15 protein-coding genes and 1 tRNA gene are annotated in these 17851 nt (G+C 71.0%); 7 read left to right on the top strand and 9 right to left on the bottom strand.

Annotation, left to right across the window (positions count from 1 at the left end):
• Positions 1–49: 49 nt before the first annotated feature.
• The 5 genes from NUT86_RS20880 to NUT86_RS20860 all read right to left on the bottom strand — a co-directional run bounded on the left by NUT86_RS20880 (position 50) and on the right by NUT86_RS20860 (position 6000).
• On the bottom strand, positions 50–1519 hold the full coding sequence (locus NUT86_RS20880; RefSeq protein WP_018092070.1) for a peptidoglycan D,D-transpeptidase FtsI family protein: 1470 nt from the start codon (positions 1517–1519) through the stop codon (positions 50–52).
• Positions 1516–2898, bottom strand: coding sequence for an FtsW/RodA/SpoVE family cell cycle protein (locus tag NUT86_RS20875; protein ID WP_018092069.1), 1383 nt, complete (start codon positions 2896–2898; stop codon positions 1516–1518). Before NUT86_RS20875 ends, NUT86_RS20880 begins: the two co-directional genes overlap by 4 nt.
• Positions 2899–2921: 23 nt before the next feature.
• Positions 2922–4493 (bottom strand): PP2C family serine/threonine-protein phosphatase, encoded by a 1572-nt coding sequence (locus NUT86_RS20870; RefSeq protein WP_018092068.1) that lies wholly within the window; start codon positions 4491–4493, stop codon positions 2922–2924.
• 132 nt (positions 4494–4625) lie between these two features.
• Complete coding sequence (locus NUT86_RS20865) at positions 4626–5156, bottom strand: FHA domain-containing protein FhaB/FipA (RefSeq protein ID WP_018092067.1); 531 nt, start codon at positions 5154–5156, stop codon at positions 4626–4628.
• Positions 5157–5166: 10 nt separating this feature from the next.
• The gene (locus NUT86_RS20860; RefSeq protein ID WP_018092066.1) at positions 5167–6000 is read right to left on the bottom strand and encodes an FhaA domain-containing protein; all 834 of its coding nucleotides are present in this window, start codon (positions 5998–6000) and stop codon (positions 5167–5169) included.
• Positions 6001–6523: 523 nt separating this feature from the next.
• Between NUT86_RS20860 and NUT86_RS20855 the strand changes: the two genes are divergently transcribed.
• Positions 6524–6607, top strand: a tRNA-Leu gene (locus NUT86_RS20855).
• Positions 6608–6803: 196 nt separating this feature from the next.
• Here NUT86_RS20855 and NUT86_RS20850 read toward each other — a convergent pair.
• A complete protein-coding gene (locus NUT86_RS20850; protein WP_274736976.1) occupies positions 6804–7730 on the bottom strand; it encodes a LysR family transcriptional regulator in 927 nt (308 codons plus the stop codon).
• Positions 7731–7844: 114 nt separating this feature from the next.
• Here NUT86_RS20850 and NUT86_RS20845 point away from each other — a divergent pair, with 114 nt between their 5' ends.
• Positions 7845–9092: an MFS transporter gene (locus NUT86_RS20845; protein WP_159487411.1), complete on the top strand. Its 1248-nt coding sequence runs from the start codon at positions 7845–7847 to the stop codon at positions 9090–9092.
• A gap of 175 nt (positions 9093–9267) precedes the next feature.
• Here the strand turns inward: NUT86_RS20845 and NUT86_RS20840 are convergent, their stop codons facing one another.
• The gene (locus NUT86_RS20840; protein ID WP_159487413.1) at positions 9268–9918 is read right to left on the bottom strand and encodes an FMN-dependent NADH-azoreductase; all 651 of its coding nucleotides are present in this window, start codon (positions 9916–9918) and stop codon (positions 9268–9270) included.
• Between the two features lie 126 nt (positions 9919–10044).
• On the opposite strand from NUT86_RS20840, the gene NUT86_RS20835 reads away from it, so the two are divergent.
• Complete coding sequence (locus tag NUT86_RS20835) at positions 10045–10407, top strand: winged helix-turn-helix transcriptional regulator (protein ID WP_127152013.1); 363 nt, start codon at positions 10045–10047, stop codon at positions 10405–10407.
• 98 nt (positions 10408–10505) lie between these two features.
• Here NUT86_RS20835 and NUT86_RS20830 read toward each other — a convergent pair whose 3' ends face one another.
• Positions 10506–10940 (bottom strand): MarR family winged helix-turn-helix transcriptional regulator, encoded by a 435-nt coding sequence (locus tag NUT86_RS20830; protein WP_018092061.1) that lies wholly within the window; start codon positions 10938–10940, stop codon positions 10506–10508.
• A 122-nt stretch (positions 10941–11062) separates the two neighbouring features.
• Here NUT86_RS20830 and NUT86_RS20825 point away from each other — a divergent pair, with 122 nt between their 5' ends.
• The 4 genes from NUT86_RS20825 (at position 11063) to NUT86_RS20810 (ending at position 16023) form a co-directional block, all read left to right on the top strand.
• Positions 11063–12472, top strand: a complete 1410-nt coding sequence (locus NUT86_RS20825; protein ID WP_274736970.1) for an ABC transporter permease — start codon at positions 11063–11065, stop codon at positions 12470–12472.
• Between the two features lie 199 nt (positions 12473–12671).
• Entirely contained in the window at positions 12672–14114 is a 1443-nt protein-coding gene (locus NUT86_RS20820; RefSeq protein WP_274736968.1) for a DUF2252 domain-containing protein, read from the top strand.
• A gap of 408 nt (positions 14115–14522) precedes the next feature.
• Positions 14523–15668, top strand: a complete 1146-nt coding sequence (locus NUT86_RS20815; RefSeq protein WP_159487419.1) for a J domain-containing protein — start codon at positions 14523–14525, stop codon at positions 15666–15668.
• 10 nt (positions 15669–15678) lie between these two features.
• Entirely contained in the window at positions 15679–16023 is a 345-nt protein-coding gene (locus NUT86_RS20810; RefSeq protein WP_161206325.1) for a rhodanese-like domain-containing protein, read from the top strand.
• Positions 16024–16285: 262 nt separating this feature from the next.
• On the opposite strand, the gene NUT86_RS20805 is transcribed toward NUT86_RS20810, so the two are convergent.
• A complete protein-coding gene (locus NUT86_RS20805; RefSeq protein WP_274736964.1) occupies positions 16286–17419 on the bottom strand; it encodes an acyl-CoA dehydrogenase family protein in 1134 nt (377 codons plus the stop codon).
• Positions 17420–17851 lie beyond the last annotated feature (432 nt).

Genomic DNA, 17851 nt, shown 5'->3' with positions numbered 1-17851 from the left:
CGGGCCGGAGCCGCAACCTGATACGTGACCGGTATTGGCATGATCTGAGTCACTTTTCGCCTTCGAGTACCGCCTGCATGACGTGCTTCGCGACCGGAGCTGCGAGCTTGCCACCGGCGATGTCATCGCGGAGCGTGTCGGATCCCTCAATGACGACAGCGACCGCGACGGGGGTGCCCTTGTCGGTCTTCGCGTAGGAGATGAACCAGGCGTACGGATTGTCCTTGTTGTTCTCGCCGTGCTGTGCGGTACCGGTCTTACCGCCGACTGTGACGTTCGGGATCTGGGCGTTGGTTCCCGTACCCGACTTGACCACGGTCTCCATCATGCTCTGGATCTTCTGCGCGTTCTCCGGGCTGAGCGGCTGGCTCATCTCCTGCGGAGTGTGCTGCTGGACCACGTTGAGGTTCGTCGCGACCAGCCGGTCGACCATGTACGGCTTCATCAGCTTGCCGTGGTTGGCGACCGCCGAGGCGACCATGGCCATCTGCAGCGGCGTGGCGCGGTTGGAGGCCTGGCCGATGCCGGCCATCGCGTTCTGCGGCCGGTTGTCCTCGGGGAAGATGCTCTCCGAGGCGCGGACCGGGGTGTTGATTCCCGGGTCGTTGAAGCCGAACTTCTCCGCCTCGGCCTTCATCTTCTTGTTGCCGAGGTCGGCGCTGATCTTGCCGAACACGGTGTTGCAGGACACCCGCAGCGCCTCGCGCAGGGTGGCGTTCTTGCAGGGGATGTTGCCCTCGTTCTTCAGCTCGATGCCCGAGGTGTCGGGGAGCGTGTAGGGCAGCGGGGACCGGGTGCTGGAGTCGACGTCGTTGTAGAGGCCGTTCTCCAGGGCCGCCGCGGCCGTGACGACCTTGAAGGTCGAGCCGGGCGGGTAGGTCTGGCGCAGCGCCCGGTTGAGCATCGGCTCGTCGGGGTTGTTCTTCTTCTGCAGCGCGTTGTACGCCTCGGCGTCCTTGTTGCTCATCCCGGCGAAGGTGGACGGGTCGTAGGACGGGGTGCTGGCCAGGGCCAGGATCGCGCCGGTCTCCGGGTTGATCGCGGCGACCGCGCCCTTCTGCTTGCCGAGCCCGTCGAAGGCCGCCTTCTGGGCCTTGGCGTCGAGGGTGGTCACCACGTTGCCGCCCTTCTGCTTGCTGCCGGTGAACATGTCGACCGTGCGGCTGAAGAAGAGCCTGTCGTCGGTGCCGGTGAGAATGCCGTCGTTGAGCTTCTCGAGCTGGTTGGCGTCGAAGGCCTGCGAGGCGTAGCCGGTGACCGGCGCCCACATCTTGCCGTTCTTGTACGTCCGCTTGTACTTGAAGTCGCCGCTGTCCGTGGTCGAGGAGCCGGTGATGGCCTTGCCGTCCACGATGATGTTGCCGCGCGGGGTGCTGTAGCGCTCGATGGCGACCCGGCGGTTGTGCGGGTCGTTCTTGAGCTCGTCACCCTGGACGAACTGCACCCAGTTGACGCGGACCAGCAGGGCGAGGACGAGCAGGCCGCAGAAGATCGCGACCCGGCGCAGGGGCTTGTTCACGGACGGACCACCTGGGTCATCTCGGCGTCGGTGGAGGGAGCGGGGGCCGGCGCCGGGCGGCGCGCGGTGTCGCTGATCCGGAGCAGGATCGCGATCAGCGCCCAGTTGGCGATCACGGACGAGCCACCCTGGGCGAGGAACGGCATCGTCATACCCGTCAGCGGGATCAGGCCCGTCACACCACCGGCGACGACGAAGACCTGCAGGGCGAAGGCGCCGGACAGGCCGATCGCCAGCAGCTTGCCGAACGGGTCGCGGGCCGCCAGCGCCGTACGGATACCGCGCTCGATCAGCAGGCCGTACAGCATCAGGATGGCCATCAGGCCGGCCAGCCCGATCTCCTCACCGACCGTGGCGAGAATGTAGTCACTCTTCGGCGCGATGCCCAGGATGAGGCGGGAGTAGCCCTGTCCCAGACCGGAGCCGAGGATGCCGCCGGACCCGAAGGAGTACATGGCCTGGGCGGTCTCGGTGACACCGCCGTTGACCAGCTCCAGCGGGTTGAGCCAGTTGTGCACACGCGTCTGGACGTGGGACTCGAACGTCGCCACCGCGACCGCGCCGCCCGCGCTGAGCAGCAGACCGAACACGATCCAGCTGGTCCGCTCGGTCGCCACGTACAGCATCACGACGAACAGGCCGAAGAACAGCAGCGAGGTACCCAGGTCGGTCTCGAAGACCAGGATCATCAGGCTCAGCGCCCAGATGACGAGGATCGGGCCGAGGTCGCGGCCGCGGGGGAGGTACAGGCCCATGAAGCGGCGGCTGGCCAGGGCCAGCGCGTCCCGCTTCACCATCAGATAGCCGGCGAAGAAGATCGCGATGATGATCTTCGCGAACTCACCGGGCTGCAGCGAGCCGAGACCCGGAATCGTGATCCAGATCTTTGCGCCGTTCACACCGGGGAAGAACACCGGGGCGACCAGCAGCACCAGCGCGACCACCATCGAGATGTAGGTGTAGCGCTGCAGGACGCGGTGGTCCTTGAGGAAGATCAGGATGCCGAGGAAGAGGGCGACGCCGAAGGTCGACCACATCAGCTGGTTGGGAGCCATCGCCTTGCCCAGCGAGGGCTCCTGGTCCAGCCGCCAGATGAAGATCAGACCCAGGCCGTTGAGCAGGGTGCCGATGGGCAGCATCAGCGGATCCGCGTACGGCGCCCACTTGCGGACGACGAGATGCGCGACGCCCGCCAGCAGGCCGAGCCCGAGGCTGTAGCCCAGCACGCCGGCCGGCACCGAACCGTCCTTCGCCAGACCGACGTTGACGTACGCGAACACCGGAATCAGCACCGCGAAGATGAGCATCGCCAGCTCGGTGTTGCGGCGGCTCGGGGCTCCGATGGTGCCGATGGTGGTGGTGTTGGTGGTGCTGCTCATGAGATCTACGGCCCCCTACGCCCTCACTGCTGGGTGCTGCAATTCTTTTCCAGCTTCTGCTGCTCCTGGGAAGGGGCCTGGCTGGGAGTGGCCTTGGGAGACGGAGACGTGGTCGCCGCCAGTGCGCCGGCGGTGCCGGTGCCGCTGTTCTTGCCGGTGCTGCCGGGCTTGGCGCTCGGCGTACCGGACGGTGAAGCTGACGGAGAGCCGGGCTTGCTCGGTGTGCCCGTCTGGCCGTGGCCCGGGTGACGCGCCGCGTCACGCTCGGCGGCCTCCCGCTGCTCCTTGGTACGGCAGGCATTGGCCTGCTTACTCAATTCGGTGACCTTTTCTCCCGCCTGAGTGCGGCTGTCGACCGCGATCGTCTCCTTGACCTGATTCCGCTGGTACTGCGGCAGGTACTTGAGTTCGATCTCGGGGTGGTCCTCGTCCACGCCATTGAGCCTGATCCACGCGAGGTCCTGGCTGATGCCCCGGTAGAGCGCGACGTGGTCGTCCTTGGCACCGACGAAGTACTGGGTCTGCGTCCAGTTGTAGCCCGCGTAGCAGCCGCCGCCCACGACGGCCAGCGCCAGCGCGATGAGCAGTGACCGCTTGAGCCACCGCCCGCGCCGCCGCGGCTTGACGAAGTCCTCGTCCATGAACGCGCCGAACGAGCCCTGCGGCGGTCCGCCGACCTCCGGGTCACCGCTGCCGGGCGGTCCGAAGGCACCGGGGGCGCCCGGGTTCGGTCCGCCGGGCCGGCCGAGTTCGGCGGCCCGGGCGGCGGGGGTCTGCAGCGTGCTCGGGTCGCTGAGCTGGTGCTGGTTCTCCGCGACGGCGCCGACGATGACCGGGGTGTCGTTGAGCTGCCCGGCCATCGTTTCGTTGCCGTCCACGTCCAGGACGTCGGCGACGATGCAGGTGATGTTGTCGGGTCCGCCGCCGCGCAGAGCGAGCTGGATCAGCTCCTGCACCGTCTCGTGCGGCCCGTGGTAGCTGGCGAGGGTCTCCTCCAGCGTCTGGTGGCTGACCACCCCGGACAGCCCGTCCGAGCAGATCAGATACCGGTCGCCGGCGCGCACCTCGCGGATCGACAGATCGGGCTCGACATGATCGCCGCTGCCCAGCGCCCGCATCAGCAGCGACCGCTGCGGATGGGTGGTGGCTTCCTCTTCGGTGATCCGGCCCTCGTCGACCAGCCGCTGCACCCAGGTGTGGTCCTGGGTGATCTGGGTCAGGGCGCCGTCGCGCAGCAGGTACGCACGCGAGTCGCCGACGTGGACGAGCCCGAGTCGCTGCCCGGTCCACAGCAGGGCGGTCAGGGTCGTGCCCATGCCCTCCAGCTGGGGGTCCTCTTCGACCATCACCCGCAGCTGGTCATTGGCGCGCGTGACGGCCGTGCCCAGGGAGGTGAGGAGGTCGGAGCCCGGGACGTCGTCGTCGAGCTGGACGAGTGTGGAGATCACCTCGGAGGAGGCGACCTCACCGGCGGCCTGGCCGCCCATGCCGTCGGCGATGGCGAGCAGCCGTGGCCCGGCGTAGCCGGAGTCCTCGTTGCCCTCGCGGATCATGCCCTTGTGCGATCCGGCGGCGAAGCGCAGTGACAGACTCATGCGCACCTCACCCGTCGGCTCGGGGTACAGCCGGTCTCTTCGAGCCACACTGCCCACCCTCCGGTCGGGAGCACGCCCGGGTCCGCCGAGTGGACCGCCGCGGCTCGCTCGCTCCGCTCGCTCATTGTCGTACTACTTCCGCAGCTCGATGACGGTCTTGCCGATGCGGATCGGGGCTCCCAGCGGAATCGGTGTCGGGGTCGTCAGTCGGGTCCGGTCCAGGTACGTGCCGTTGGTGGAACCGAGGTCCTCGACGATCCACTGGCCGTCACGGTCCGGGTAGATCCTGGCATGCCTGCTGGACGCGTAGTCGTCGTCCAGCACGATCGTGGAGTCGTGCGCACGGCCCAGGGAGATGGTCTGGCCTTGGAGGGCGACGGTGGTGCCGGTCAGCGAGCCCTCGGAGACCACGAGCTTCGTGGGGGCTCCTCGGCGCTGCCGGTTGTTGTTGCCGCGTCCGCCTTCCTGGCGGCGCTGTTGTTGCGGTGGCGCGGCAGCCTGCCGCTGCGCACGCGGTTCCTGTCCGCCGCGACGGGCGGCACCGCGCTGTGTGACGCGCGTGCCGAACAGATCGCTGCGGATGACCTGAACGGCCACGATGACGAACAGCCACAGTACGGCGAGGAAACCCAACCGCATGACCGTGAGGGTCAGCTCTGACATTGCCCCCGCTTCACCCTTCGGCTTGCCGGTAAACGATGGTGGTACTGCCCACGACAATCCGCGAGCCGTCGCGGAGATTAGCGCGAGTGGTGTGCTGCCCGTCTACCACGATGCCGTTCGTGGAACCCAGATCCTGGATCATGGGGGGCGTTCCGACCCGGATCTCACAATGACGCCGGGAGACACCCGGGTCGTCGATCCGTACGTCAGCGTCGGTGCTGCGGCCCAGCACGAGCGTGGGGCGGGAGATCTGATGGCGGGTGCCGTTGATCTCGATCCAGCGCCTGGTTTGTGCCTGGGGCTGCGGTCCTGCACCGGGCGGTGCCGTACGGGGTACGGACTGTGCGCCGCCGGGAGGCGGGGACGAAGGCATGGGGGGCGGGCTCACATGGCCGCCGCCGGGCTGGCCGCCGCGAGGCATCGCGGCGGAGCGGCGGTCGGCAGCGGGGCCCGGCTGGTCCTGGGACGAGCTGGAGGCGAGCGTGCGGCTGCGCACGCGGTACAGGCCGGTGTCGAGATCGTCGGCCTTCTCCAGATGGACCTTGATCGAGCCCATGAAGGTGTACCGCTGCTGCTTGGCGTAGTCGCGGACCATGCTGGAGAGCTCGTCGCCGAGCTGCCCGCTGTAGGGGCTCAGCCGCTCGTAGTCGGGGGTGCTCAGCTCGACGATGAAGTCGTTGGGGACGACCGTGCGGTCGCGGTTCCAGATGGTGGCGTTGTTGTCGCACTCGCGCTGCAGCGCGCCGGCGATCTCAACGGGCTGCACCTCGGACTTGAACACCTTGGCGAAGGTGCCGTTGACGAGACCTTCGAGCCGCTGCTCGAAACGCTTCAGTACTCCCACGGGGCACCTCCTTCCTCAGTCTTCGTCGGGGTCGTCCTGATCGAGTCGTCCTGATACTGCTTACTGATCGTATCCACGCGTCGGGAAATCGGCTGGTTCCCCTTTCCCGCCTTGAGGACGAGTGTCGCCCCTCACAGGGTTGCCCGGTGCTTGCTTGCTCCTTGCCCACTGCTCGTGCACTGCGATCGTAGATGTGCCCCGCAAACAGTGTCCCGCAACCGCCGACCACTCCGGGCGGGCGGGTGCCGGAGTCGGACATGGCGCGGGGTCGGGCGCCCCGGCCGGCCCGGGTGGCCCTCACTCTGTTTGCAGCTACCGCGAGTGTGAACCCTCTGGGCAGCGCTCCGCGAATGCCCGGGGTGAGGCGGGGTGCCGCCCGGGTTGCCGCAGGGCGGGGACCGGGGGAAAGGCGTGTGAAGGCACCCCCGACAGCGTGCTAGTGTTCTGGATGTCGGCAGGCGCTCGCACAAGACCCGGACGGAACAGCCCGGATCACGTGAGAGAATCAACCGGCAGCACCCATGCGCGGGTGGCGGAATAGGCAGACGCGCTGGATTCAGGTTCCAGTGCCCGAAAGGGCGTGGGGGTTCAACTCCCCCCTCGCGCACAGATGAGACCCCCGGTCTCCGGAGAAATCCGGAGACCGGGGGTCTTTCGTTGTCTTCATCACGTTGTTGGGTACGTCACGGACGCGGTGAGGGACGCCCTCACGGGCAGGTCTCGGCCGGCCCGTTGAGGCCTACCTCACATCCGCGCCCGCCGCCGCCCTCGCCGTGGCCGCTTCCGCCCCGCCGTGGCCTCCGTCACCCGGCGATCTCCGTGACGACCGTACGGAACGCGCGGACCCGGGCGGTTTCCCGGGCGGTGTGGTGGACCAGCCCCAGGACCGAACCCGGCAGGCCGGTGACGGGGACGAAGACGAGGTCGCGGCGGCCGTGGTAGTCGGCGGTGGGGCGGCACAGCAGCATGCCGCCGCGGCCGGCCGCGGCGAGGGTGAGGCCCTCCTGCAGCGTGCTGACGCCGGGCCCCGCGGAGATCGGACGGCCCTGCGGCGTGGCGGCCGGGGCGTGGGCCGTGCGCCAGTAGGCCGGCGCCGGGCCGGCCGGGGAGACCAGCGGGACGGTGGCGAGATCCTCGGCGCCGATCGAGGCGCGGGACGCCAGCGGATGCCGTACGGAGACGGCGAGGGTCTGCTGCTGGGCCGGGAAGACGGGGCCGAGGGTGAGATCGGGCTCGGCGACGGGCAGGAGCGTCACGGCGGCGTCGACCGCGCCGCCGCGCAGCGCGCCGAAGGGATCGCACAGCGGGATCTCGACGATCTCGGTGGCGCAGCCCGGGTGACGGCGGTGGAAGACGTCGATGGCCCGCATGATGCGGTCGTCCGCGGTGCCCTGGAATCCGATCGTCAGGCGGCCCTCGATCCCGCGGGCGGCGCTGCGGGCGCTCTCGACGGTGGTGCGCAGCGCGTCGTAGGCGGGGCGCAGCGACGTACGGAACTCCTCGCCGAGCGGGGTGAGGCGGACCCGCCGGCTGGTGCGGTCCACTAGGCGGGCGCCGATCCGCGACTCCAGGGCGCGCAGCAGCTGGCTGACGCGGCTCTGCGAGACATACAGCCGCTCACCGGTGCGGCCGAAATGCAGCTCCTCGGAGAGGACGAGGAAGCATTCCAGCTCGCGGAGTTCGAGGCCGGGGGCGGGCAGGCCGGCGGTCGCGGCGGGCGGGCCGCTCATGGGGCTCCTCCGGGGATCGGGCGGTGGTCTGCGCGGTGGATCGATGAGTCCTGCTCATAGAAGGGTGAGAAGTGGGCCGTTGTTCCCCCGGCGGTGCGGGCGTTGGCTGGGGGCATGACGAACATCGAGGGCGGGGCGGCGGCCCGTGGCGCCGAAGTGGCCGCGCGAGCAGCGGAGTCGGGGCGGAAGCGGGGCGGTGGCCTGCCGGCGGTCGGGGCGCTGGCCGCGGCGACGTTCACGGTGGTGACGTCGGAGATGCTGCCGGTGGGGCTGTTGACCCCGATCGGCCGGGAGTTGCGGATCTCGGCCGGTACGGCGGGGCTGACGCTGACGGTTACGGGCCTGGTCGCGGCGGTGTCGGCGCCCTTGCTGACGATGCTGGTGGGGCGGCGGGACCGGCGGGCGGTGCTGGTCGCCCTGATGGGCACGCTGGCGGCGGCCAATCTGCTGGCGGCGTATGCGCCGAATGTCGTGGTGCTGCTGGTGGCACGGGTGCTGGTGGGGCTGGGAATGGGCGGGGTGTGGGCGATCGCGGCGGGGCTCGCGGTGCGGCTGGTGCCCGCGCGGAGCGTGGCGGCGGCGACGTCCCTGATCTTCAGCGGGGTCGCGGCGGCGTCCGTACTGGGTGTGCCGGCCGGCACCTTCCTGGGCGAACTGGGCGGCCGGCGAACGGCGTTCGGGGCGATGGCCGTGGTCTGCGGGGCGGTCGCGGTCGCACTGGCCGTGCTGCTGCCGCCGCTGCCGGAGGCCGCCGCGGTGCGGCTGAACGGGGTGCTGGCCGTGCTGCGCGGCGCCCCCGTACGGACCGGGCTCGTCCTGGTGGCGCTCCTGGTGACCGGGCACTTCGCGGCGTACACCTATGTGCGGCCGGTGCTGGAGGAGGTGGCCGGTGCGGAGGCCGGGCAGATCAGCACGCTGCTGCTGGCGTTCGGCCTCGCGGGTCTGGCCGGGAATTTCCTGGCCGGGGCCGGGGCGGCGCGGTCACCGAGGGCGGCGTTGCTGGTGATCTGCGGAGTGCTCGCGGGGGCGGTGTTGCTGATGCCGCTGGTGGGGCGCGGGGCAGGGGTGCCGGGTGCGGCTGTCGTGGTGGCCGTATGGGGGCTGGCCTACGGGGGTGTCTCGGTCAGCACGCAGACCTGGCTGATGGCGGCCGCACCGGGTGCCCGCGAGGCGGCCTCCGCACTGTTCGTGGCGGTGTTCAACGGGGCTATCGCACTGGGGGCGCTGGCCGGCGGGCGGGCCGCGGACGGCTGGGGCGCGGTCGGTGTGATGTGGCTGGGCGGGACGCTCGCCGTGGGGGCACTGGTGGCGGTGGGCGTGGGGAGGGCGCCGGTACGGGAGGTGTCCTCGCGCCCGGAGTGAGGCGGGGGCCCCGGGGACGTGGGCACGGGGCGGAGGAGCCGCGTGGCCCGGTGCCCCCGGGGCGGGCGCGTGGGTGGCGATGCCATACGGGCGGCCGCCCGCCGGGAGGTGGCTGCGTCAGTCCGTGGGAAGCCGTGCCGGCAGCCCACTCCCCGGGCTCGGGTCTCGGCCGGGCTCAGGCGGCGAGGCGCTCGACGAGAGCCTTGGCCTTGGCCGCCGCGTCCTCGTGGGCCTTGTCGCGGGAGGTCTCGTACAGCGGGATCAGCTCGGCCATCGCCGGGTTGTTCGGGGCCATGGTCAGCTCGGGGACGATGAAGTCGACCTCGAGGCCCAGACCGCCGTTCAGCACGGCCTCCAGGTAGTTCTGGACGTACTCGAAGGACTCACGGGGCGTGCCGGGCGCGTAGGAACCGCCGCGGCTGGCGACGACGGTGACCGGGGTGCCCTTGGCCGACGGCTGCTCCCCCGCCGTACGGCCCATGATGATCACCTGGTCGAGCCACGCCTTGAGCGTGGAGGGGATTGTGAAGTTGTACATCGGGGCGCCGATGACGATCGCGTCGGCCTGCTCCAGCTCCTCGGCGAGCTTCACGCGCAGTGCGAAGGCCTCCTGCTGCTCGGGGGTGTGGGTGGCCGGGTCGGAGAAGCCGGCGGAGGTGCCGACGCCGTCGAGGTGCGGCAGCGGCTCGGCGGCCAGGTCGCGGTGGATCACGGTGCCGTCGGGGTGCTGCTCCTCCCAGGCCTTGCGGAAGGCCGCGGTGACCGAACGGGAGGCGGAGCCGCCCTCGGGAAAGACGGAGGAGTCGATGAGCAGAAGCGTGGCCATGGGAATCGGTCCTTCGGTAGGCGGCCGGGCGGTGCGCGGCCACTGATTGAATTCCGTACGTCCCTATTGATAGCACAGGAACTTACTTTTCCGCAGTAGCCAACGGGAAGGCGGTACTCTGGGTATATGGCGGACCACGGCGAGGCGATGTGCAGGCAGGTCGACGGCGGGATGACGCGCGTCTTCGAGCTGTTCGGGAAGCGCTGGACGGGGCTGATCGTCGCGACCCTGATGCCGGGTCCGGTGCACTTCGCCGATCTGCGGCGGGCCATCCCCGGGATCAGTGAGCGGATGCTCTCCGACCGCCTCATGGAGCTCGCGGCGACCGGTCTGGTCGTCCGCGAGGTGGACGCGGGGCCGCCGCTGCGGGTCTCGTACCGGCTGACGGAGGCCGGTCTGGCGATGGAGCCCGCGCTCAAGGAGCTGGGGCGCTGGGCGGAGACCTACCTCGCCGACGGCGGGCAGTGTCCGGAGCAGTTCCGGAAGTAGGCGCCGCGGGGTGGGGTGTCGGCGGGCGGTGGCGGCGGCTTCCGTCTTTGGGTGCGTACTCGTGTGGGGCGCGCTCGGGTGGTGCTCGGGTGGCTGTCTTACCCCAGCCGTTCCTGTGCGGCGTTGTAGCGGCGCAGGTAGGTCGCGAAGCGGTCGAGGTCTTCCTCGTCCCAGTCGGCCAGCCGCTCGTGGAACGCCTGGCGGCGGCTGGCGGTGACATTGGCGAGCACCTGGGCGCCCTTCTCGGTGGGGTGCAGCACCTGGACGCGGTGGTCCTCCGGGTCGACGCGGCGCTCGACGAAGCCGAGTTTCTCCAGTGCGGCGATCTGCCGGCTGACCGTGGACTTGTCCAGGAAGTAGTGCGCCGCGAGGTCCGTGGCGCGGCATCCCTGCTGGTCATCGAGGTGCGCAAGCAGGGTGTAGGAGACCAGCGACAGCTCGGGATGCATCCGGGCGGCGGTCGCGCGGGCCCGGCGGGCGAACGCGGTCATCTCCTGCTGGATGGTCTCGACGGAGTCCTCGCGGTGAGCCACGGGTTGCCTTTCGTAGAGGTAGTTGTATAGTACAACGTGGTTCAAGAGTTGTAATAGCCAACTACTGGTTCCGGCCACCTGATGGCGACAGCTGATCCGACGAGCTTGAGAAGGCCTGGCCCATGAGTACGGTCCGACGTCCCGATCACCGAAACGAGCACCGTGCCGCGCGCGGCGGCCACGCCACCGGGCTGCGTCACGTCCTGACGCACCTGATCACCCCGCTGCTGATGTGCGTCGGGATGGGACTGGCGTATCTGGGTGCCTTCGCGCACCCCGCGCCGCACCATCTGCCCGTCGCGGTCGTCGGACAGGGTCGGAGCGCCCAGCTGCTCGCCCAGTCGATCAACGACAAGGCGGGCGGTGACCTGGACGTACGGACCGTCGGTGACCGGTCGGCGGCGGTCGAACGGCTCAAGCACCAGGACATCTTCGGCGCGTATGTGATCTCTGCGCATGGTGCGCATGGTGCGAAGGGTGCGGCGGACACGGGGGGCACGGCGGATGCGTCTGTGGCGAAGGGGGCTTCGCACGGGGCGGACAGGGCCTCGCACGGGGCGGACAGGGCCGGTGAGGCGGGTGAGGCGGGTGCGTTGCGTGCGTCAGCGGGTACGTCCGGTGCCGGCGGGGCGGCAGGACCGGGGAAGCCGGCGCCCGAGCTGCTGGTGGCGACGGCTGCCTCCGACACCAGCGCGACCGTCGTCCAGAAGGTCTTCACCCCGATCGCGGCGCAACAGGGCGCCCCGCTGAAGGTCACGGACGTGGCGCCGACCGCCGAGGACGACCCGACCGGTCAGGGCATCTTCTTCCTGCTGGTCGCGATCAGCATCGGCTCGTACGCCTCGGTCGCGGTGATCGGCGGCGCCGGAGCCGTGCTGCCGCTCCGGCTGCGGGCGGCGCTGGCCCTCGGCACTTCCTTCGTCGTCGGCCTCATCGGGACGGCGTTCGCCGGCCCGGTCTTCCACCTCGTCGACCACGGTCTCGGCGGCCTGTGGGGCATGGCCTGGCTCTACTCCGCGGGCATTCTGCTGATCGGCACCGGCCTGCACACCTTCCTCAGGCGCTGGACGACGCTCGGTGTGATGACCCTCTTCGTGATGCTCAACTTCACGTCTTCCGGCGGGATCTTCCGCCCCGAGATGCAGAACGGGTTCTTCGCGGCGCTGCACTCGTTCTGGAACGGTGCGGGCTTCGTGGAGGGCACCCGCAGCCATGTCTACTTCGACGGCTACGGACTGTCGGGACACGTCTGGACGCTGGTGTGGTGGCTGGTCGTCGGCCTGGTGACGGTCGGGGCGGCGGCCCTGGCCGAGAAGCGGCGGCGTACCGCGGAGGCGGAGGCGGCGGCCCATGCCGCGGCGGTGGCGGCGGCCGCGGTGGCGGCGACGGTGCCGGACCCGGCTCCGGAACGGAGCGGCCGGCCGGTGCGGACCGCAGGGGGAGCAGCGGGGGCGGGTCACGGGCCCGCGGAGGCGGCCGCGGAGCTGGTGGGCGAGAGGGAGCAGGAGATGGAGGAGGCGGTGGGCGTCTAGCCGTCCGGAGAGTTATCCACAGGCTCTGCGGGCCGCGCCAGGACCTCGGTAACGTCATGCACGTCGGCAGGCCGGACGCGCCCGGCGCGCGGACGAACGCAGTACACAGAGAAACTGAAGCTGAAGCACAGGGACATCAAGAACACCGGACACAGATCGTGAAGACCGGACACAGGTCGTGAAGGGGGAGGTGGCCGCTATGCCGCGTGTGCCGTACGTACCGGGGTTTGCCCATCCGGATGCACAGGGGCCGTCGCCCAAGGCCGTCGGGCGGGCGCTGCGGGAGCGGCTCCCGCGTTCCGGGCAGGCCGTGCTGTCGATCGCGGACGGGCGGCCGGACGCGGTCGCGGCGGTCGAGGAGTCCAACGCCGGCCGGCTGCCCGAGCTGACGCCGATACGGGTCGGGCGGATGGCCGTGAGCCCCTTCGCCTTCCTCCGTGGCTCCGCGGGCCTGATGGCGTACGACCTGGCCGCCGGCCCGGTGACCGGCATCGGCACGCAGATATGCGGAGATGCGCACGCCGCCAACTTCGGCCTCTACGGCGACGCCCGCGACGGCCTCGTCATCGACCTCAACGACTTCGACGAGACCCTGCACGGGCCGTGGGAGTGGGATCTGAAGCGGCTCGCGACGTCGATCGTGCTGGCCGGCCGGGAGGCCGGTGCCGACGAGGACGACTGCCGCAAGGCGGCGCTGGACGTGGCGGGCTCCTACCGGCACACGATGCGGCTGCTGGCCAAGCTGCCGGTCATCGGGGCGTGGAACGCGATCGCCGACGAGGAGCTGGTCTCGCACGCCGACGCCCGGGATCTGCTGGGAACGCTGGAGCGGGTCGCGGAGAAGGCCCGCAAGAACACCAGCGCGCGGTTCGCGGCCAAGGCGACGGAGCCGACGGCGGACGGCGGCCGCCGGTTCGTGGATGCCCAGCCGGTGCTGCGGCGGGTGCCGGATGCGGAGGCAGCAGCCGTGGCCGCGTCCCTCACCGGCTATCTGGACACGGTCGCCGAGCACCGGCTGCCCCTGCTGGCCCGGTACGCGGTGCACGACGTGGCCTTCCGCGTGGTCGGCACGGGCAGTGTGGGCCTGCGGTCCTATGTGGTGCTGCTGCTGGACCACCGGGGCGAGCCGCTGGTCCTGCAGGTGAAGGAGGCACGCAGTTCGGCGCTGGCGCCTTTCGCGGAGAAGGCCGGCTTCCCGGTGCCGTCGGTGGTGCACGAGGGCCGCCGGGTGGTGCTCGGGCAGCGCCGGATGCAGGTGGTCAGCGACATCCTGCTGGGCTGGACGACGGTGCAGGGCATGGCGTCGACGGGCACGGGTGGTGCGGCCTCGGGCCGCGGCCCACAGGAGGGGCTGCCGGTCCAGGTCCGCCAGTTCAGAAACCGCAAGGGCAGCGTGGACCCGACGCAGCTGTCCGGCGACCAGATGGACGACTACGCCCGGATGACCGGTGCCCTCCTGGCCCGTGCGCACTCCCACAGCGCCGACCCGCGCCTGCTGGCCGGCTACTGCGGCAAGAACGACGAACTGGACGAGGCCATAGCCACCTTCGCGGTCTCCTACGCGGACCGCACGGAAGCGGACCACGCGGCACTGACAGCGGCGGTGAAGAACGGGCGGGTTGAGGCAGAGATGGGGGTGTGAGGGGAAGGGAGGCGGGCGCGCGCGGGCTCGGGGCTGGGGCCGGGGCCGGGGCCGGGGCTTGGGTGGGGTGCCGGTGGGCTTGGGGTGTTGGCGGGCTGGGGATGGGTGGTCGGTTCGGGCTCGGGCTCGGTGGTCGGTTGGGGGCTTGGCGGGGCTTGGGCTTGGTTGGGGCCCGGGGGCCTGGGGCCCCGGGGACTCGGGGGCTTGGGGGCCTGTTGGGGGCGTGGGCTTGGTGGGCCCGGGGCTGTTGGGGGTTTGGGGCGGTCTGGTCGGGGTGTGGGGGCTTGGGGTTCGTTGGCGGTGGGAGGTAGGTGGGGCGGGCTGGGGGGGGGAGGGGGCCCCAGGGCTAGCTGGAAGCGATTGAATGGCCGTGGAGGGCCTCGCCCGGCGGGGCCGTACGCTGGCCGGGTGACGAACTCGCACGCGGAGAACGCGCAGGACGGCCAGCACCGACCGGACGTACCGGGCACCCCGGACGCCCAGGCCGACCCGCAGGCACCGGACGCCCGCGACGGCGGGCAGAGCGACCAGCTCGGGCACGACGACGGTCCGGAGGATCAAGTCGCGGGCTCGGAAGGGTCGGACCTCGGCCGCGGGGCCCACACCGATCCACCCGTGGGCCAGGCCGCGGCAGGGCCTGATCAGGGCGTCGATCGGGCCGAGGTGGGGTCCGATGCGGGCGTCGGCCAGGCCGGAGCGGGATCCGAGCCGGGGGTTGGCCAGGCCGAGGCAGCGCCCGAGCCGGGTGGTGTGCCAGACGAGCAGGCGACCGCGGCTCAGGACGAGGCGACCCGGCGGCTGGCGAAGGCGGTGCTGGCCGCGGAGCAGGCGCTGATCGAGTTCGAGATCGCGGTGGAGACCTTCCGGGTGGAGGTGGAGAACTTCTCCCGCCTGCACCACCAGCGGCTCGGCCCCATGTACGCACGGCTGGACGAGCTGGACGCGCAGATCGCCGAGGCGGTGGCGGCGCGTACGGGCGACCCCGCGGACCTCCGTAAGGCGCGGGAGGCGCGGGCGTCGGTGCTGCCGATGCCGGAGGTCGAGGAGCTGTTCCACGGCTGGATGGGGGCGGACGGGCTGTTTCCCGAGGCCCAGGCGATGCTCACCGAGCAGTCGGTGCAGCCGCCGCAGAAGGTGCGGCCCAGTGAAGAGGCCCGCAAGGTCTACCGCGACCTGGTGCGCAAGGCCCACCCGGACCTGGCGCGGGACGACGCGGAGCGTGCGCGGCGGGACGCCTTCATCGCACGGGTCAACATGGCGTACGCCCAGGGCGATGAGACGGTGCTGCGCGAGCTGGCGCGGGAGTGGGAAGCCGGCCCCGCGCCGGTCGAGGAGCGGCTCAGCGAGAGCGAGGAGCTCTACGCGCGGCTGGAGTGGCTGGCCGAGCGCAAGGAGCTGCTGGCCGCGATGGCCGCCGAGCTGGAGGAGAGCGCGATCGGCGCGATGATCAAGATGGCGCCGGAGGACCCGGACGCGCTGCTGGACGAGATCGCCGAGAAGCTGCTCGCCGATGTCGCGGAACGCGAGACGTACCTCGCGCAGCTGGTCGGGTAGCGTCGGGACCATGCAATTTGGTTCTGTGCCCACGGTCGGTGTCGACGCTCTCACGTCGGAGAACTTCCTCCTGGATGTGCGCGAGGACGACGAGTGGGAGGCGGGGCACGCCGAGGGCGCGCTGCACATCCCGATGAGTGAATTCGTCGCCCGCTACGGGGAGTTGACCGAGGCGGCTCCCCAGGACGGCAAGGTGTACGTGCTGTGCCGGGTCGGCGGGCGCTCGGCACAGGTGGCGCAGTATCTGATCCAGCAGGGCGTCGACGCGGTGAACGTCGCGGGCGGCATGCAGGCATGGGAGGCCGCCGGCCGTCCCGTCTCGGACGGCAAGGGCGGCTCGGGCTCGGTCATCTAGCCGGAGAGCTGGGGAGCTGGGCTGTCGGGCGGCCGTCCCCCCCCGGGACAGTCATCAGCCCCCGAACAGTCGTCAGTCGCCTGCTCCGTGGTGGTCGACGGAGGCCGCGCTGGATGGTCGTCCGGACTGTTGACGGAGCATGCGGCGGTCGGCGGTCGCCATCCGTGGCCCGTGGCGGCCCGTGGCCAGAAGCCTGAAACCCGGCGCCGTTACGGCGACCCGGCGCCCGCCGCCCCAGCACACGCTCCGCCTCGTACTCTGCTCAGCCCAGCGGGTGTGCCGCGAGCAGCTCGCCGAGGGACTCCTCGTGGGCGGCGGCGGGGCCGAGGGAGAGCTCGAGTTGCTTGGCCCAGGCGTGGTAGCGGTGCAGCGGGTAATCGGTGTCGGCGCCGAAGCCACCGTGCAGATGCTGGGCGGTCTGGACGACGCGGCGTACGCCCTCGGAGGCCCAGATCTTGGCGACCGCGACATCACCGGCGATCGGTAGCGGGCCGGTCGCTTCGGTGGTGATGCGCCAGGCGGCCTGCCAGAGCGTGGCCTCCATGGCGCGCAGGTCGATGAAGCGATCGGCGGCCTGGCAGGCGACGGCCTGGAAGGTGGCCACCGGAAACCCGAACTGTTCGCGCTTGCTGGTGTAGTCGCTGGTCATGGCCAGTACGCGTTCCCCGAGCCCCAGGGCGAGTGCGCAGATGCCGGTGGTCAGAACGTGGCGCAGCGAGTCCCAGGCGGCGGGGTCGGTGACCACTTCCCGGGCGCTGATGCGTACGGAATCCAGCCGGACCTCGGCGAGCGGCTCTCCGCTGGTGGACACCTGGTCGTCGAGCGTGACGCCGGGGTGGGTGCGGGGGACGAGGGCGAGGACGGTGTGGCCTTCGGGGGTGTGGGCGGGGAGCAGGACCCGGTCCGTGGTCCGGGCCCAGGGGACAGCGGTCTGGACGCCGTCGAGGACCCACTCGGCGCCTTCCTGATGGGCTTCCACGGCAAGGTCGGCCGGTTCGTGGCCGGTGCGGCCGTGGGCGGCGACGGTCACGACGAGGTCCCCGGCACCGATCCGGGGGAGCACCTCCGCACAGAGTTCGTCGGCCGCATAACGCTGGAGGGTGAGCGCGGCGGCTCCGGCCTCCAGCAGTGGTACCCGTGCCAGCACCTTGGCCGACTCGCGGAGTACGAGGCAGAGCGCGATCGGGTCCAGGCCCGCGCCGCCGTGCTCGGGCGCGATCGGCAGGCTCAGCAGATCGGCCTCGGCGAGCTTGTGCCAGAGCGTGCGGTCGAAGTCGTCGGCGATCGCACCGGGGGTGAGGGCCGGGCTGGGCACACGGTCCGGAGCGACCCCCGAGAAGACGGCCCTCGCCGCTTCGACGGCGGCCTGCTGCTCCTCGGTGAAGGTGAAGTCCACTGCTCTGTCCTCCCACGCGGCGCCTCGATCTGACGAAGCGTCAAGGTAGAACAGGTTGCAGGAATTGGGAATGGCGGAGGCGGCGGAAGGGCGAGGGAGTTGAGGGCGGGCAAGGGGGCGGGTGGGGAGCGAGTGGGCCGTGCTTACGGGCTCCGGCCAGCGCCGGCTTCGGTGACCGCCTCGATGTTGGTACCTCCGGAACGAGGCCGAGGCCGAAGCCGAAGTTCGAAGCCGAAGCCGACGCGCAGGCCGACGCCGATGCCGGATCCGGTTGCCGACGCCGGGCTTCGGAGCACGCGGACCAGCGGCCGGTCCTCGGCGGTGAAGCCGGGACCTCGCCGTGGCGAAGCGGCTCAGGCGGCCTCCCGGATGCGGCTGGGCACGGGTCCCCGGCAGCGAGAGGCGCCCAGGGCTGAGACGCCGCCCTGGGGT

The sequence above is a fragment of the Streptomyces sp. G7(2002) genome (assembly GCF_028870195.1).
GTDB classification, from domain to species: Bacteria; Actinomycetota; Actinomycetes; order Streptomycetales; family Streptomycetaceae; genus Streptomyces; species Streptomyces nigrescens.
The sequence above is the reverse complement of the archived record's forward strand: the minus strand, read 5'-3'. Positions and strand labels throughout refer to the sequence as shown.

Bases quoted from the DNA above. Each gene is read 5' to 3' on its own strand.
- NUT86_RS20875 (WP_018092069.1), bottom strand. From the start codon at position 2,898: ATGAGCAGCACCACCAACACCACCACCATCGGCACCATCGGAGCCCCG.
- NUT86_RS20870 (WP_018092068.1), bottom strand. From the start codon at position 4,493: ATGAGTCTGTCACTGCGCTTCGCCGCCGGATCGCACAAGGGCATGATC.
- NUT86_RS20865 (WP_018092067.1), bottom strand. From the start codon at position 5,156: ATGTCAGAGCTGACCCTCACGGTCATGCGGTTGGGTTTCCTCGCCGTA.
- NUT86_RS20850 (WP_274736976.1), bottom strand. From the start codon at position 7,730: ATGAGCGGCCCGCCCGCCGCGACCGCCGGCCTGCCCGCCCCCGGCCTC.
- NUT86_RS20845 (WP_159487411.1), top strand. From the start codon at position 7,845: ATGACGAACATCGAGGGCGGGGCGGCGGCCCGTGGCGCCGAAGTGGCC.
- NUT86_RS20840 (WP_159487413.1), bottom strand. From the start codon at position 9,918: ATGGCCACGCTTCTGCTCATCGACTCCTCCGTCTTTCCCGAGGGCGGC.
- NUT86_RS20835 (WP_127152013.1), top strand. From the start codon at position 10,045: ATGGCGGACCACGGCGAGGCGATGTGCAGGCAGGTCGACGGCGGGATG.
- NUT86_RS20825 (WP_274736970.1), top strand. From the start codon at position 11,063: ATGAGTACGGTCCGACGTCCCGATCACCGAAACGAGCACCGTGCCGCG.
- NUT86_RS20820 (WP_274736968.1), top strand. From the start codon at position 12,672: ATGCCGCGTGTGCCGTACGTACCGGGGTTTGCCCATCCGGATGCACAG.
- NUT86_RS20810 (WP_161206325.1), top strand. From the start codon at position 15,679: ATGCAATTTGGTTCTGTGCCCACGGTCGGTGTCGACGCTCTCACGTCG.